The sequence below is a fragment of the Streptomyces sp. NPDC048718 genome, assembly GCF_043198875.1.
Lineage (GTDB): Bacteria > Actinomycetota > Actinomycetes > Streptomycetales > Streptomycetaceae > Streptomyces.
Genome location: NZ_JBICVG010000008.1, coordinates 35,474 through 50,650, shown reverse-complemented (window position 1 = coordinate 50,650; position 15,177 = coordinate 35,474). Strand labels below are relative to the sequence as shown.

Sequence of the window (15,177 nt, the reverse complement as noted above, 5' to 3'; positions counted from 1 at the left end):
TGCCGGGGCCGGTGCGGGGGATGTCGTCCCGTTTGACCAGGGCCGTCAAACGACGGGCGGGGGCCGGGCCGGCGGGCGCACGGTGTGGCCATGAACGCACTCCACCAGTACCTCTTCGACAGCTACCGGTCCGCACGGCTCGGCGAGGCCCCGCCCCCGGCCCCCGGTACTCACGATCTCGCCGCCCTGCGCGCGGCCCGCGACCACACCCGCTTCGAAGCCGTCCTCGCCGGCCGCCCGGCGAGCGGACGCCTTCGATGGTGGCTGCGGCGAACGCGGCGCGCGTCGCAGCGGGGTGGCTCGCCGGAGGGTGGTTCCTCGTGGGGTGGTTCGCTGCGGGGCGGGCCGTCGGGAGCCGGATCGCCGAGGCGAAGGGATCTGCGGGGCGGGGCGGGAGCCTGCTGACGTACTCGCCCCGGCAGTCTTCCCGACGTCCTTCAGGGGGCCCACCCCCCCCCGCCCCCCACCCCGCCCTCGCCCCTCCCGCCCCCGTTCCGGCGCCGGTGCCCGGTTCGGCCATGGCCTGGGACGTCGTCGACCGCGTCCGTCGCTGCGGCAGCGCGCACGGCGACGTGATCCCGGGCGCGGCGGCCGTCCGACAGGCCCGAGGGGCGGCCCTGACCACCGCGCCCGCCGGCGTGAACACGGGTTCCGTCGCCGAGCCAAGCCACCTGTCGCGTTGTCCAGGGGGTGCGCGCCAGGATGGCCGGGGACCGAGCGGCTCGTCGGACACCTCGTGCACGAGGGTCGACCGGCGGCCCGCCGGGAACCCGTGGCCCGGTCGTCGCCCGGCCCTGTTCTTCGCCCCGCCTTTCGTCCGGCCGCGTCCTCCTGGAGGTCCCGCCGTCCCGTCGTGTGCGCCGTCCGCTCACGTGCGCGGTCATGCCCTGCCGCGCTCCCGCGCGTGCGGGCCTATGCCCGTACGCGCGCCAGGAACTCCCGTACCGCCTCCTTCACGTCCTCGGCCGTCCACTCCAGGCCCGGCGCGCTCACCGTCACCTCCGCCATCGCCACCCCCGGCGGGCCGCCCGCGGGCGCGGGGAACCAGCGGCGGAACAGGCAGGTGCCGGTGTCCTCCGTGAGGGCCAGTCCCGCCGCCGTCAGAGTGTCGGCCTCGTACGGCAGCCACACCTGGAACTGGTGGGTCGCGGGTATCTCCGGGTGCACCCGGAACCAGCCCACGCCCTCCTGCTCGAAGGCCTCCCGCAGCGCCTCGGCCACGATCCGGGCCCGCGCCACGTACGAGGGCAGCCGGGGCAGCTCGGTGTCGAGGCCGCGCAGGGCGGACAGGGCCACCGGGTACTGCTGGAAGAGCATCCCGCCGTAGCGGTGGCGCCACAGCCTGGCCTCCTCCACCAGGTCCTCGGGGCCGGCGAGCGCCGCGCCCGAGAGACCGCCGAGCGACTTGTAGAACGAGACGTACACACTGTCCGCCAGGCCCGCGATCTCCGGCAGTCCTCGGCCGAAGTGCGTCGCGCAGTCCCACAGCCGGGCGCCGTCGAAGTGGACCACCGCGTCCCGCTCCCGGGCCGCCTCCACCGCGTCGACCAGCTCGTCCCAGGACGGCAGCACGAACCCGGCGTCGCGCAGCGGCAGCTCCAGCATCAGCGTCCCGAACGGCTCCGGGACCTCCCGTATCTCCTGCGCGGTCGGCAGTCGCGGCGCGTCGGTCGGATGGACCGTGCGCAGCCCGCTCACGGACCCGAACGCGCCGTTCTCATGCACTTCCGGATGGCCGAGCGGGTGGAGAGCGACGACCGGATTGCCGGTCCGGCCGGCCCAGCAGCGCAGGGCCACCTGCTGGGCCATGGTGCCCGTGGGGAAGAAGACCGCGGCCGGGAATCCCAGCTCTTCGGCGACCCGCCGCTCCAGCTCCTCCACCACGCCGTCCCCGTACAGGTCGGGCAGCTGTCCTCCGTACGGCGTGGTCCCGGCCCACTCGGCCAGGTCCCGCAGTCCGTCCGCGACCGTGTGGTCCAGCGGGGCCTGCCACAGCTTGCGCGATGCCCCGCCCCACACCCGCGCCCGGTACATGCCCGGCCGCGCCTCCTGCTCCGGCGCCGCCGCGCCCCCGGCGCCCGCCCCCGCCGACGCGTCCGCCACTGTCTCTTCTCGTCGCTCTTCCGCGAGCCGATCGGATTCCATGGCCCGATGATGGGTCATGTGGGGACTTTCGTGCCCGGAGTTTTCCACAGCCTCGGGATGATTGTCGTACGGATGAATCCGTGGACGAGCGACCCGGCGGCTGCCCCCGGCCGACCCGCCCGCCGACCGGCGAACACCCGGCGCACGACCGTCGTTCCCCGGCCATCTTGCGGGCCGTCTCCCGGGCCGTTTTCCCGCCGCCGCCCTGCCGTCCCGCATCCCCGCGGACCGGCCGGGGACAGCCCCCGGACCGTCCGTGGACCGCCCCCGGACCGCCCGGGGACAGCCCGTGAGAGGCCCCGAACGCTGGCGTAGCATGACGAGAAATCGTCCGGTACCCCCCGCGGACTGGAACGGAAGAAGGCCGACCCCACACCGTGAACGCACCCCCAGAACCCCAGCCCCCGCAGCCCCGGCAGCCCCAGGCGGACCGCGCCGAGGACCGCCCCGCCCGGCTCACCGTGGGAGTCGTCGGCGCCGGCCGCGTGGGCCCCGCGCTCGCCGCCGCGCTCCAGCTCGCCGGGCACCGCCCGGTCGCCGTCTCGGCGGTCTCCGACGCCTCCCGACGCCGCGCCGCGACCCTGCTGCCCGAGGTCCCCGTCGTCGAGCCGGCCCGCGTGCTCGCCCTCGCCGACCTGGTCCTGCTCACCGTCCCCGATGACGCCCTGCCCGGCCTCGTCGAGGGTCTGGCCGAGACCGGTTCCGTGCGCCCCGGCCAGCTTCTCGCGCACACCTCGGGGCGTTACGGGGTCCAGGTCCTCGACCCGGCCCGCCGGGCCGGTGCCCTGCCGCTCGCGCTGCACCCCGCCATGACCTTCACCGGCACCTCCGTCGACGTCCAGCGGCTGGCCGGCTGCTCCTTCGGCGTGACCGCCCCCGAAGAACTGCGGCTGGCCGCCGAGGCCCTGGTCATCGAGATGGGCGGCGAGCCCGAGTGGATCGCCGAGGAGAACCGGCCGCTCTACCACGCGGCCCTCGCGCTCGGCGCCAACCACCTGGTCACCCTGGTCGCCCAGGCCATGGAGCTGCTGCGCGCCGCCGGCGTCTCGGCCCCGGACCGGATGCTCGGCCCGCTGCTCGGCGCGGCCCTCGACAACGCCCTGCGCTCCGGCGACGCCGCCCTCACCGGGCCGGTCGCCCGAGGCGACGCGGGCACCGTCGCGGCCCATGTCGCCGAACTGACCAAGCACGCGCCCGGCACCGTCGCCGGCTATCTCGCGATGGCCCGCGCCACTGCCGACCGGGCGCTCGCGCACGGCCTGCTCAAGCCCGAGCTGGCCGAGGATCTGCTGGGCGTGCTCGCCGAGGGGGACGACCACCGATGACCACCACCCCGAACCCGGCCCCGAACCCGGCCCCGAACCCGGCCCCGAACCCGGCCTCGAACCGGAACCAGGCCCCGGCCGCCACCCCGGCCCCGACGGCCACCCCGACCGCGGCCCCGGCTCCGGCCGCCACCACCCCGGCCCTGGTCCGTACGGCCGCCGACCTGCTCGCCCTGCCGCACGGCGGCGGCCGCCGCGCCGTCGTCATGACCATGGGCGCCCTCCACAACGGCCATGCCACCCTGATCCGCGCCGCGCGCGAGCACGTCGGCCCGGACGGCACCGTCGTCGTCACCGTCTTCGTCAACCCGCTCCAGTTCGGCGCGGGCGAGGACCTCGACCGCTACCCGCGCACCCTCGACGCCGACCTCACCCTCGCGAGGACCGCCGGTGCCGACGCCGTCTTCGCGCCCGCCGTCGACGAGGTCTACCCGGGCGGCGAGCCGCAGGTACGGATCACCGCCGGCCCCATGGGCGAACGCCTCGAAGGCGCCTCGCGGCCCGGCCACTTCGACGGTGTCCTCACCGTCGTCGCCAAGCTCCTCCACCTCACCCGTCCCGACCTGGCCTTCTTCGGCCAGAAGGACGCCCAGCAGCTGGCCCTGATCCGCCGCATGGTCCGCGACCTGAACTTCCCCGTGGAGATCGTCGGCGTGCCGACCGTCCGCGAGGCCGACGGACTCGCCCTGTCCAGCCGCAACCGCTACCTGTCCGCCTCCGAGCGCCGCACCGCCCTCGCCCTGTCCCGTGCCCTGTTCGCCGGCGCCGACCGGCTCGCCGCCCAGGAGGCGCTGCGCGCCCGCGCGACGGCCCTGCCCGGCACCCAGGGCCGGTCCGGGGACCGGGCCGAGGCGCTGTCGCGGCTCGGCGAGGCCCGCGCCGCCGCCGACGCCCACGCGGTCGCCCAGGCCGCCGAGCACCACGCGGCGGGGGCCGTACGGGCCGCCGCCCGCGCCGTACTCGACGAGGCGGCGAAGGCCGAGCCGCCGCTCACCCTCGACTACCTGGCGTTCGTCGACCCGGCCGACTTCACCGAGGTCGCCGACGACCACACCGGGGAGGCGGTGCTCGCCATCGCCGCGCGGGTGGGCGCCACCCGGCTCATCGACAACCTCCCCCTCACCCTTGGAGCGGTGAAGTGACCGGAATACGGCTGGACGCCCCCGCCCCCGGCTGGACCGTCGACGCCGACGTCGTCGTGGTCGGCTCCGGTGTCGCCGGCCTGACCACGGCCCTGCGCTGCACCGCGGCCGGGCTGCGTACGGTCGTCGTCACCAAGGCCCTGCTCGACGCCGGCTCCACCCGCTGGGCCCAGGGTGGCGTCGCCGCCGCCCTCGGCGAGGGCGACAGCCCCGAGCAGCACCTTGACGACACCCTCGTGGCCGGTGCCGGGCTCTGCGACACCGAGGCCGTCCGCGCGATGGTCACCGAGGGCCCCGACGCCGTCCGCCGGCTCATCGGGACCGGCGCCTCCTTCGACGTCACCGCGGACGGCGCGATCGCGCTGACCCGGGAGGGCGGCCACCACCGCCGCCGGATCGTGCACGCGGGCGGCGACGCGACCGGCGCCGAGATCTCCCGCGCCCTCGTCGAGGCCATACGCGCGCGTGGCGTGCGCACCATCGAACACGCCCTGGTCCTCGATCTCCTCAAGGACACCGACGGCCGTACGGCGGGCGTCACCCTCCATGTGATGGGCGAGGGCCAGCACGACGGCGTCGGCGCCGTCCACGCCCCCGCCGTGGTCCTCGCCACCGGCGGCATGGGACAGGTCTTCTCCGCGACGACCAACCCGTCCGTCTCCACCGGCGACGGCGTCGCGCTCGCGCTGCGGGCCGGCGCCGAGATCTCGGACCTGGAGTTCGTCCAGTTCCACCCGACGGTGCTGTTCCTCGGCGTCGGCGCGGAGGGCCAGCAGCCGCTCGTCTCCGAGGCGGTACGGGGCGAGGGCGCCCACCTCGTCGACGCCGACGGGGTCCGCTTCATGCTCGGTCAGCACGAACTGGCCGAACTGGCGCCCCGCGACATCGTCGCCAAGGCGATCACCCGCCGGATGGCGGGAAAGGGCGCCGATCACATGTACCTCGACGCCCGTCACTTCGGCGCCGAGATGTGGGAGAACCGTTTCCCGACGATCCTGGCCGCCTGCCGGGCGCACGGCATCGACCCCGTCACCGAGCCGATCCCGGTCGCCCCCGCCGCGCACCACGCGTCCGGCGGCGTCCGCACCGACCTGCGCGGCCGTACGACCGTTCCCGGCCTCTACGCGTGCGGGGAGGTCGCTTGTACGGGGGTGCACGGCGCCAACCGGCTCGCGTCGAACTCGCTCCTCGAAGGCCTGGTCTTCGCCGAGCGCATCGCCGCCGACCTCATCGCGCACGGCCCGCACACGGAGAGCGCCGCTATCCATGGAACGGGCGCGCCCGAGGCCGGCAACCGGACCGAGCCCGAGGCCGAGCCCGAGCCCGAGGCCGAGATCTGGGCCGGGACCGAGACCTGGGCCGAGACCGGTCCCACCACCGGCACCGCCGTCCTCCCGCTCCTCGCCCCCGAGGTCCGCCGCGAGATGCAGCGGATCATGACCCGGGGCGCGGGCGTGCTCCGCTCCGCCGAGAGCCTCGCCGAAGCCGCCGCCGCCCTCGACGACCTGCGCCGCGGCCCGGCCGGCGGCGCCGGCGAGCACAAGCCCGCCGTACCGGGCGTGGACTCCTGGGAGACCACCAACCTGCTGTGCGTCGCCCGCGTCCTGGTCGCCGCCGCCCGCACCCGCGCGGAGACCCGCGGCTGCCACTGGCGCGAGGACCACCCCGACCGCGACGACAGCGCCTGGCGCCGCCACCTCGTCGTACGCCTGACGCCGGACCGGCGCCTGACGGTCACCCGTACCGCCACCCCGGACTTTCCCGCCGTAACCCCCGATGCACCCAGGGAGCAGTAAGTGACCACGCCGAGCACCCCCGAGGAGAGCCGTCCCGAGCCCGTGGACGTCCCCCTGATCCAGATCAGCGCCCCGTCCGGGCAGGACGCCGAGGCCGGCGGCTGCGGCGACGGCTGCGCCTGCGGCGAGGGCGACGAATTCGAGTGCGGGCTCGACCCGGCGCTCGCCGAGCTGCTCGCCGACGCCGGGCTCGACCCGGTCCAGGTCGAGGACATCGCCCACCTGGCCATCGCCGAGGACCTCGACGGCGGTGTCGACGTGACGACCGTGGCCACCGTCCCCGAGGACGCGGTCGCGACCGCCGACTTCACCGCCCGCGAGGCCGGCGTGGTGGCCGGACTGCGGGTCGCCGAGGCGGTCTTGTCCATCGTCTGCACCGACGCGTTCGAGGTCGAGCGGCACGTCGAGGACGGCGCCCGCGTCGAGGCCGGCGAGAAGCTGCTCAGCGTCACCGCCCGCACCCGCGACCTGCTCACCGGCGAGCGCAGCGCCCTCAACATCCTGTGCCGGCTGTCCGGCATCGCCACCGCCACCCGCCGCTGGGCGGACCTCCTCGAAGGGACGAAGGCCAAGGTCCGCGACACCCGCAAGACCACCCCGGGCCTGCGCGCCCTGGAGAAGTACGCGGTGCGCTGCGGCGGCGGCGTCAACCACCGCATGTCGCTGTCCGATGCCGCGCTGGTGAAGGACAACCACGTGGTGGCGGCCGGCGGCGTGGCCGAGGCCTTCGCCGCCGTGCGCGAGGCGTTCCCCGAGATCCCGATCGAGGTCGAGGTCGACACGATGCACCAGGTCCGCGAGGTCCTGGACGCGGGCGCCGACCTGATCCTGCTGGACAACTTCACCGTCGGCGAGACGGAGGAGGCGGTCGCCCTGGTCGCGGGCCGCGCGACCCTGGAGTCCTCCGGCCGGCTCACCCTGGACAGCGCGGCGGCCTACGCCGCCACCGGCGTCGACTACCTCGCGGTGGGCGGTCTCACCCACTCCTCCCCGATCCTCGACATCGGTCTCGACCTGCGCGAGGTGCGCGCCTGATGCTGCTCACCATGGACGTCGGCAACACGCAGACGGTCCTCGGCCTCTTCGACGGCGAGGAGATCGTGGAGCACTGGCGCATCTCGACGGACCCGCGCCGCACCGCCGACGAGTGGGCGGTGCTGCTCCAGGGCCTGATGCGGATGCACCCGCTGCTCGGCGCCGAGCTGAGCGACGGCGTCGCGGGCATCGCGATCTGCGCGACGGTCCCGTCGGTGCTGCACGAGCTGCGCGAGGTGACCCGCCGCTACTACGGCGACGTCCCCGCCGTCCTGGTGGAGCCGGGCGTCAAGACGGGCGTCCCCGTCCTCACGGACAACCCCAAGGAGGTCGGCGCCGACCGCATCATCAACGCGGTCGCGGCCATCGAGCTGTACGGCGGCCCGGCGATCGTCGTCGACTTCGGTACGGCGACCACGTACGACGCCGTCACCCCGCGCGGCGAGTACGCGGGCGGCGCGATCGCGCCGGGCATCGAGATCTCGGTCGAGGCGCTGGGCGTCAAGGGCGCCATGCTCCGCAAGATCGAGCTGGCCCGGCCGCGCAGCGTCATCGGCAAGAACACCGTCGAGGCCATGCAGTCCGGCATCGTCTTCGGGTACGCCGGTCAGGTCGACGGTGTCGTCGCGCGGATGAAGCGCGAGCTGGTGGGCCCGAACGGGGACCCGTCGGACGTCACCGTGATCGCGACGGGCGGCCTCGCGCCGATGGTGCTCTCCGACTCGAACGAGATCGACGAGCACGAGCCGTGGCTGACCCTCATCGGGCTGCGTCTGGTGTACGAGCGGAACGTGGCGCGGCTCTGACCGCGTGACGTGACCCGGCGGGCGGGCCGGGGCGGGGCAGGGTGGCGGGCACGACGATCGCCGGACCGCCCCCGCCCCCGCCCCCGCCGTCTGCCGCCCGCCGGCTGCTCGGCTCCGCACCCGCCCCGCTCCGGCCGGCCCCGCCCCCTCCCTTTCGGCGGCATTCGTCGCCCCTGCGGCCGTCAATCCACCCGTGCGCGCGGTTTTCCCGCCGGGACTCGCCCGGAAGATCGAAAAGCAGGGTTTTTGTCCGATTAGCGCGTATCGTCGGCTCATGCCCACGCCCTACGGACCCCGCGGCGGCATGGCGTTCAGCGCGGACGAGCTGCGTGTGCTCCGCCGCGCCCTCGCCACCGCACTCAACCCTGCCCCCCTTCAGGACGAGGACGTCCAGGAGTGTCTGCGCCTGGCCGATTCCGTGGACGAGGCCGTGCGGGAGGCCGGCCGTCACCGCGCGTTCCTCCTCGCCGACCTGACCCGCTACCGCCAGGCCCTCCCCGGCTCCCTCACCGGCTATCTGGAACTCCTCCAGGACGCCCTCGCCGCCGGTCACGACCCGCACGCCGACGACCTCGCCGCCCTGCGCGCCCTGCGCGGCAACGCCATGGCCGCCACCCTGCTCGCCCGCTGTCTGGTGCTCGCGGAGCGTTCCGTCCGGGTTCGCCTCGGCCGCGTCGCCCAGGCCCAGGCCCGTACCCCCGTCCGGGCGGCCGCCCCCATGGCCCCCGCGCGGACCGCCGGCCCCCGTACCCCCTTCGCTCCCGTCCTGCCGCAGCGCACCCGGCTGCTCGCCCTGCCGGGCGGCCGGGCCGCCGACGAGCGGGGCAAAGGGGCGAAGCGGCCCCCGCCCGCCACCCCGTCCCGGCCCGGCGTGAAGTCGCCCGAGCCGGGTGAACGGCCCGTCCCCAAACCGTCCGAAGTGTTCCCGCCGCGCCGGCGGCCGGCAGTGCCGCCCCCGGCCGGGGAACGCGTCGCCGGATAGCTACTCTGGACGTCATGGACTACGTATCCGCGCTCCTGCCCCCCGTCGTGATGGCCGTGTTCTTCATCGCCCTCGTCGTGACGATCGTCAAGACCCAGGGCGGCCCGAACAAGGCCAAGGAGGACGCCGCCGTGGACGCGGCCCTCGCCCGCGCCGAGTCGGCCCGGCAGCCGGGAGCCGACACCGTCGCGTAGCCCCCGCGATGCTCGGGCCGCCCGCCCTTCCGGGTGGCGGCCCCACACATTCGCACGCCCCGAGGACGTACGACCGCCGTCAGGCCGTACGTCCTTTTTGTTCCCCAGTGGGGCGATTTATTAATAAATGGACGTATATTCGGTCGTCTCGCACTAAGGTGGCGCTGTGCCCCGTCAACTGGGAGAACTGGAAGACGCGGTCATGACCCGTGTCTGGCAATGGAACCGTCCGGTCACCGTCCGGGAAGTCCTGGAAGATCTCCAGCGGGAACGGTCCATCGCCTACACCACCGTCATGACGGTATTGGACAATCTCCATCAGAAGGGCTGGGTGCGCCGGGAAGTCGAAGGCCGCGCCTATCGATATACGGCGGTCTCCACCCGTGCCGCCTACTCGGCCGCACTGATGAACGAAGCGTGGGCGCAGAGCGACAACCCCGCCGCCGCCCTCGTCGCCTTCTTCGGCATGATGTCGCCCGGCCAGCGCGAGGCACTCGACGCCGCCGTCCGCATCGTCCAGGGCGGCAACCCCGAAGCGGCCGCGGCCGTTCCCGCCGCCGTTCCCGCCCCGGCCGAATCGGCGGAATCCACGGAATCGGCGGAAACCACGAAGCCCGCGGAAGCCGCCGGGGCCACCGAACTTGGCGAAGTCGCGGAGCCGCCCGCGGAACCCGCCGAATCCGCGAAGCCCGCCGGAGCGACGGGCCCCGCCGGAGCCGGGAAACCCGCCGAGGCCGCCGCTTCCGCCGAGACCGCCGCCGCCACGGAACCCGCTCCCGCCGCCCCCGGGGAATCCGGCGAACCCGCCGAGGGGGACGAAGAGGACGCGGAGTCCGGGCGGTAACGTCCCCCCATGTCATCCCCGTCATCCCGGTCATCCTCGGCGTCTTCGTCGTCCCCGTCGTCCGACTTCGCCTCCGCCCCGGCCCCGGCCCCGGCGTCGTCCCCGGCCCAGGCTCCGGCGTCCTCCGCCCAGCCGCTGCCGCCCGCCTCCGTCCCCGATCCGGCCGCCGCCCGCCGGGCCGCCGGCGCCATCACCGTCCGCCGGGCCCGCACCTCCGACGTGGCCGCGCTGCGCCGCCTCGTCGACCCGTACGTACGGCGCGGCATCCTCCTCGACAAGGCGACCGTGACCCTTTACGAGGACATTCAGGAGTTCTGGGTCGCGGAACGCGACGACGACGCCACGGTCGTCGGCTGCGGCGCGCTGCACGTGATGTGGGAGGACCTCGCGGAAGTACGTACTCTCGCGGTGGACCCTTCCTTCAAGGGCGCCGGAGTGGGACATCAGGTGCTCGACAAGTTGCTGCACACCGCCCGTTGGCTCGGCGTGCGCCGGGTATTCTGCCTCACCTTCGAAGTGGACTTCTTCGCGAAGCACGGCTTCACCGAGATCGGGGAGACTCCGGTCGACGGAGATGTCTACAGCGAGCTCCTGCGTTCCTATGACGAGGGTGTCGCGGAGTTCCTGGGACTCGAACGAGTGAAGCCGAACACCTTGGGCAACAGCCGGATGCTTCTGCACCTGTGATCGGGGTACGGAACGGACCATCTATGTCCGAATCGCGCATGTTTCCCGCGCTGCCGGGGTTCTGAACCTCTCCCAGGGGTTTGTGTTTTCCCGGGAAAAGCGGTTTCCTTTCCGCGTACTGCATTTTCGATGAAAGGAAATCCGGTGGCACAGAAGGTTCAGGTCCTTCTTGTCGATGACCTCGACGGTGTCGAGGCGGACGAGACCGTGACGTTCGCGCTCGATGGGAAGTCCTACGAGATCGACCTCACCACCGCCAACGCGGAAAAGCTCCGTGGCCTGCTCGAGCCGTACACCAAGAATGGCCGCCGTACCGGCGGGCGAGGTGCCGGTACCCGTGGCAAGGGCCGTGCCGCCGCTTCCGCCGGCAGCCCGGACACCGCGAAGATCCGCGCGTGGGCGAAGGAGAACGGTTACAACGTGAACGACCGCGGCCGCGTGCCCGCCGACATCAAGGCGGCCTACGAGGACGCCAACCGCTGACCCGCCCGCTGCCGGCCGGCCGGTGCCACGGCACCCGGCCCCGGCAGGCGGTCGCGGTCCGCACCCAGCAGCCGCGTCCGATGGCACGCGGCGGCGGCGGTGGCGACCAGCCGCGCCAGACAGGGGCCGCCGCTCGCGCCGCCCGCACCGCTCCAGGGGGAGGGGCGCAGGGCGGGCAGCGAGGACTCCGCGCCGGGACCCGGCCGCGGAGGACGCAGCCACACCGCGGCGCCGCCGGGCCCACCCCGCCGGGCGGGCGCGGGGGCGGTCATCAGACCGCCCGCTCCAAGGGCCCGCAGGTCCAGCCGGATCCCGCCCCACTCCAGCCACTCCAGGAGTCCGGGCAGCTCATCGGCGCTTCCGGGGGCGAGCAGGAAGCACATCCGCCGCCCCGTGAGGGCCACCGGACCCGTTCCGGGCCCCGGCCCGGCACCCATCCGGCGCAGCGTCTCGCGGCCGGCTCCGTCGGGCAGCTCCAGGACGTCGAAGCGCACCCCCGTCCGCAGGCGTACGGGCGGCCCCGCCTCGGCGGGCCAGCCCAGCTCGCGCTCGTACCACCGGGCCCACCGGACCCACCGTGCCTCCGGGCCCGTCCGGTCCCCCGGGTCCGCACGCACCGCACCACCGCCGAAGGACACGTCGAGAGGCGCGTCGAGAGGTACGGGGAGGGGTGCGGCGAGGGGTACGCGGGGGAGGGGAAGAAGGGTGGCGGGAGGCATATTCGGGGAACGTCCCCGCCGGGAGTTTGGTCACGCTCGGTCCTTGATCCGGAGCGAGCAGTGTCCATGATGGGGGCGTACGGGTGCATTCGGGCGCGCAAGGTTGTTCGCCCGTAGCGGAGGGAACCGGGGTGCGCCGCATGGAGTGTCCGTGCCTACGGGTAAGACATTCCATGTGAGGAGGGGCGTCTCGCAGACAGAAGCGCCACACGTTCGCCATCGGCGTACTTAAGCCGAGGCTGACGGCTTGGCCTGCGGGAACATCGTCTCGCACCATCGAGTTGGAGCATTTGTCGAGTGTTCGGCAAGCGGTCTCCCCTGTAAGCAGGGGGTGATCCGGACGGATGTCGGCAGTTGGAATGAGCGGTCCCCGCTTGCGGGACTAAGCTGCGGAAGGACAGGGAGGGGATCGACCCCTAACTGACTGACCGCTCTGAGGAGCGATTAACGATGTTCGAGAGGTTCACCGACCGCGCGCGGCGGGTTGTCGTCCTGGCTCAGGAAGAAGCCCGGATGCTCAACCACAACTACATCGGCACCGAGCACATCCTTCTGGGCCTTATCCACGAGGGTGAGGGTGTCGCCGCTAAGGCCCTGGAGAGCCTCGGGATTTCGCTCGAGGCGGTCCGCCAGCAGGTGGAGGAGATCATCGGCCAGGGCCAGCAGGCCCCGTCCGGGCACATCCCCTTCACTCCTCGTGCCAAGAAGGTCCTGGAGCTGTCGCTCCGCGAGGCCCTCCAGCTCGGCCACAACTACATCGGCACCGAGCACATCCTGCTCGGCCTGATCCGCGAGGGCGAGGGCGTCGCCGCCCAGGTCCTCGTGAAGCTGGGCGCCGACCTGAACCGGGTGCGGCAGCAGGTCATCCAGCTGCTCTCCGGCTACCAGCAGGGCAAGGAGGCGGCCACCGCCGGCGGTCCCGCCGAGGGCACGCCCTCGACCTCGCTCGTCCTCGACCAGTTCGGCCGCAACCTCACCCAGGCCGCCCGCGAATCCAAGCTCGACCCGGTCATCGGGCGCGAGAAGGAGATCGAGCGGGTCATGCAGGTGCTGTCCCGCCGTACGAAGAACAACCCGGTCCTCATCGGCGAGCCCGGCGTCGGCAAGACGGCGGTCGTCGAGGGCCTGGCACAGGCCATCGTCAAGGGCGAGGTGCCCGAGACCCTCAAGGACAAGCACCTCTACACCCTCGACCTCGGTGCCCTGGTCGCCGGCTCCCGGTACCGCGGTGACTTCGAGGAGCGCCTGAAGAAGGTCCTCAAGGAGATCCGCACCCGCGGCGACATCATCCTGTTCATCGACGAGCTCCACACCCTGGTGGGTGCGGGCGCCGCCGAGGGCGCGATCGACGCCGCCAGCATCCTCAAGCCGATGCTGGCCCGCGGTGAACTCCAGACCATCGGTGCCACCACTCTCGACGAGTACCGCAAGTACCTGGAGAAGGACGCCGCTCTCGAGCGCCGCTTCCAGCCCATCCAGGTCGCCGAGCCGTCGCTGCCGCACACGATCGAGATCCTCAAGGGTCTGCGCGACCGGTACGAGGCCCACCACCGCGTCTCCATCACGGACGAGGCGCTGGTCCAGGCCGCGACCCTGGCCGACCGCTACATCTCCGACCGCTTCCTGCCGGACAAGGCCATCGACCTCATCGACGAGGCCGGCTCCCGCATGCGCATCCGCCGGATGACCGCGCCGCCGGACCTCCGCGAGTTCGACGAGAAGATCGCCGCCGTCCGCCGGGACAAGGAGTCCGCGATCGACTCGCAGGACTTCGAGAAGGCCGCCTCGCTGCGCGACAAGGAGAAGCAGCTCCTCGCCGCCAAGACGAAGCGCGAGAAGGAGTGGAAGGCCGGCGACATGGACGTCGTCGCCGAGGTGGACGGCGACCTGATCGCCGAGGTCCTCGCGACCGCCACCGGCATTCCGGTCTTCAAGCTGACCGAGGAGGAGTCGAGCCGCCTGCTGCGCATGGAGGAGGAGCTCCACAAGCGCGTCATCGGGCAGAACGACGCCGTCATCGGTCTCTCGCGCGCCATCCGGCGTACCCGCGCCGGTCTGAAGGACCCGAAGCGCCCCGGCGGTTCGTTCATCTTCGCCGGCCCGTCGGGTGTCGGTAAGACCGAGCTGTCCAAGGCGCTCGCCGAATTCCTCTTCGGCGACGAGGACGCGATGATCTCCCTCGACATGTCGGAGTTCAGCGAGAAGCACACGGTTTCGCGTCTCTTCGGTTCCCCGCCCGGATACGTGGGCTACGAAGAGGGCGGCCAGCTCACCGAGAAGGTGCGCCGCAAGCCGTTCTCCGTGGTCCTCTTCGACGAGGTCGAGAAGGCCCACCCCGATATCTTCAATTCCCTTCTCCAGATCCTGGAGGACGGTCGTCTGACCGACTCCCAGGGCCGGGTCGTGGACTTCAAGAACACGGTCATCATCATGACGACCAACCTCGGTACGCGGGACATCTCGAAGGGCTTCAACCTCGGCTTCGCGGCCCAGGGCGACACGAAGTCCAACTACGAGCGGATGAAGGCGAAGGTCAGCGACGAGCTGAAGCAGCACTTCCGCCCGGAGTTCCTCAACCGTGTGGACGACGTCATCGTCTTCCCGCAGCTGACGCAGGACGACATCCTCAAGATCGTCGACCTGATGATCGACCGCGTGGACGACCGCCTGAAGGACCGGGACATGGGCATCGAGCTCTCCCAGTCCGCCAAGGATCTGCTCGCGAAGAAGGGTTACGACCCGGTGCTCGGCGCCCGTCCGCTCCGCCGGACGATCCAGCGCGAGATCGAGGACACCCTCTCCGAGAAGATCCTCTTCGGCGAGCTGCGCCCCGGCCACATCGTGGTCGTGGACACCGAGGGCGAGGGTCAGGAGAAGACCTTCACCTTCCGCGGCGAGGAGAAGTCGGCTCTGCCCGACGTTCCTCCGGTCGAGGCGGCGGGCGGCGCGGGCCCGAACCTGTCGAAGGAAGCCTGACCTGAGCGGTCGGCGTCAATAAGCAGTGAGGGGTGGTCCCGGA

General features: G+C 72.9%; 14 protein-coding genes. 12 read left to right on the top strand and 2 right to left on the bottom strand.

Features of this window, described 5'->3' with window-relative positions:
* Window positions 1-90 precede the first annotated feature (90 nt).
* Window positions 91-405 (top strand): hypothetical protein, encoded by a 315-nt coding sequence (locus ACGFRB_RS16885; protein ID WP_393243733.1) that lies wholly within the window; start codon window positions 91-93, stop codon window positions 403-405.
* Window positions 406-912: 507 nt separating this feature from the next.
* Here ACGFRB_RS16885 and ACGFRB_RS16880 read toward each other — a convergent pair.
* Complete coding sequence (locus tag ACGFRB_RS16880; protein ID WP_393244143.1) at window positions 913-2,034, bottom strand: threonine aldolase family protein; 1,122 nt, start codon at window positions 2,032-2,034, stop codon at window positions 913-915.
* A 488-nt stretch (window positions 2,035-2,522) separates the two neighbouring features.
* Here ACGFRB_RS16880 and ACGFRB_RS16875 point away from each other — a divergent pair, with 488 nt between their 5' ends.
* The 10 genes from ACGFRB_RS16875 (at window position 2,523) to ACGFRB_RS16830 (ending at window position 11,439) form a co-directional block, all read left to right on the top strand.
* Entirely contained in the window at window positions 2,523-3,470 is a 948-nt protein-coding gene (locus ACGFRB_RS16875) for a Rossmann-like and DUF2520 domain-containing protein (protein ID WP_393243731.1), read from the top strand.
* Window positions 3,467-4,612 (top strand): pantoate--beta-alanine ligase, encoded by a 1,146-nt coding sequence (panC, locus tag ACGFRB_RS16870; RefSeq protein ID WP_393243729.1) that lies wholly within the window; start codon window positions 3,467-3,469, stop codon window positions 4,610-4,612. The genes ACGFRB_RS16875 and panC overlap by 4 nt, the downstream gene beginning before the upstream one ends.
* The gene (locus ACGFRB_RS16865) at window positions 4,609-6,408 is read left to right on the top strand and encodes an L-aspartate oxidase (RefSeq protein WP_393243727.1); all 1,800 of its coding nucleotides are present in this window, start codon (window positions 4,609-4,611) and stop codon (window positions 6,406-6,408) included. The genes panC and ACGFRB_RS16865 overlap by 4 nt, the downstream gene beginning before the upstream one ends.
* Window positions 6,409-7,443 (top strand): carboxylating nicotinate-nucleotide diphosphorylase, encoded by a 1,035-nt coding sequence (nadC, locus tag ACGFRB_RS16860; protein ID WP_393243725.1) that lies wholly within the window; start codon window positions 6,409-6,411, stop codon window positions 7,441-7,443.
* The gene (locus ACGFRB_RS16855; protein ID WP_361233704.1) at window positions 7,443-8,249 is read left to right on the top strand and encodes a type III pantothenate kinase; all 807 of its coding nucleotides are present in this window, start codon (window positions 7,443-7,445) and stop codon (window positions 8,247-8,249) included. Before nadC ends, ACGFRB_RS16855 begins: the two co-directional genes overlap by 1 nt.
* A 304-nt stretch (window positions 8,250-8,553) precedes the next feature.
* Window positions 8,554-9,231 carry a hypothetical protein gene (locus ACGFRB_RS16850; protein ID WP_393244141.1) on the top strand — a complete coding sequence of 226 codons (678 nt, stop codon included), beginning with the start codon at window positions 8,554-8,556 and terminating at the stop codon, window positions 9,229-9,231.
* Between the two features lie 14 nt (window positions 9,232-9,245).
* Entirely contained in the window at window positions 9,246-9,425 is a 180-nt protein-coding gene (locus ACGFRB_RS16845; protein WP_361233701.1) for a hypothetical protein, read from the top strand.
* Between the two features lie 202 nt (window positions 9,426-9,627).
* Window positions 9,628-10,269 (top strand): BlaI/MecI/CopY family transcriptional regulator, encoded by a 642-nt coding sequence (locus tag ACGFRB_RS16840; protein ID WP_393244139.1) that lies wholly within the window; start codon window positions 9,628-9,630, stop codon window positions 10,267-10,269.
* A 9-nt stretch (window positions 10,270-10,278) separates the two neighbouring features.
* Complete coding sequence (locus ACGFRB_RS16835) at window positions 10,279-10,956, top strand: amino-acid N-acetyltransferase (RefSeq protein WP_393243723.1); 678 nt, start codon at window positions 10,279-10,281, stop codon at window positions 10,954-10,956.
* Window positions 10,957-11,100: 144 nt separating this feature from the next.
* The gene (locus ACGFRB_RS16830; protein WP_361233695.1) at window positions 11,101-11,439 is read left to right on the top strand and encodes an Lsr2 family protein; all 339 of its coding nucleotides are present in this window, start codon (window positions 11,101-11,103) and stop codon (window positions 11,437-11,439) included.
* On the opposite strand, the gene ACGFRB_RS16825 is transcribed toward ACGFRB_RS16830, so the two are convergent.
* A complete protein-coding gene (locus tag ACGFRB_RS16825; protein WP_393243720.1) occupies window positions 11,418-12,158 on the bottom strand; it encodes an SCO3374 family protein in 741 nt (246 codons plus the stop codon). The genes ACGFRB_RS16830 and ACGFRB_RS16825 overlap by 22 nt on opposite strands.
* Before the next feature lie 450 nt (window positions 12,159-12,608).
* On the opposite strand from ACGFRB_RS16825, the gene ACGFRB_RS16820 reads away from it, so the two are divergent.
* Window positions 12,609-15,134, top strand: a complete 2,526-nt coding sequence (locus ACGFRB_RS16820) for an ATP-dependent Clp protease ATP-binding subunit (RefSeq protein ID WP_363010883.1) — start codon at window positions 12,609-12,611, stop codon at window positions 15,132-15,134.
* Window positions 15,135-15,177: the final 43 nt, after the last annotated feature.

Coding starts and splice junctions, on each gene's coding strand:
- ACGFRB_RS16885 (WP_393243733.1), top strand. CDS start 91: ATGAACGCACTCCACCAGTACCTCTTCGACAGCTACCGGTCCGCACGG.
- ACGFRB_RS16880 (WP_393244143.1), bottom strand. CDS start 2,034: ATGTACCGGGCGCGGGTGTGGGGCGGGGCATCGCGCAAGCTGTGGCAG.
- panC (WP_393243729.1), top strand. CDS start 3,467: ATGACCACCACCCCGAACCCGGCCCCGAACCCGGCCCCGAACCCGGCC.
- ACGFRB_RS16855 (WP_361233704.1), top strand. CDS start 7,443: ATGCTGCTCACCATGGACGTCGGCAACACGCAGACGGTCCTCGGCCTC.
- ACGFRB_RS16850 (WP_393244141.1), top strand. CDS start 8,554: ATGGCGTTCAGCGCGGACGAGCTGCGTGTGCTCCGCCGCGCCCTCGCC.
- ACGFRB_RS16845 (WP_361233701.1), top strand. CDS start 9,246: ATGGACTACGTATCCGCGCTCCTGCCCCCCGTCGTGATGGCCGTGTTC.
- ACGFRB_RS16840 (WP_393244139.1), top strand. CDS start 9,628: ATGACCCGTGTCTGGCAATGGAACCGTCCGGTCACCGTCCGGGAAGTC.
- ACGFRB_RS16835 (WP_393243723.1), top strand. CDS start 10,279: ATGTCATCCCCGTCATCCCGGTCATCCTCGGCGTCTTCGTCGTCCCCG.
- ACGFRB_RS16825 (WP_393243720.1), bottom strand. CDS start 12,158: ATGCCTCCCGCCACCCTTCTTCCCCTCCCCCGCGTACCCCTCGCCGCA.
- ACGFRB_RS16820 (WP_363010883.1), top strand. CDS start 12,609: ATGTTCGAGAGGTTCACCGACCGCGCGCGGCGGGTTGTCGTCCTGGCT.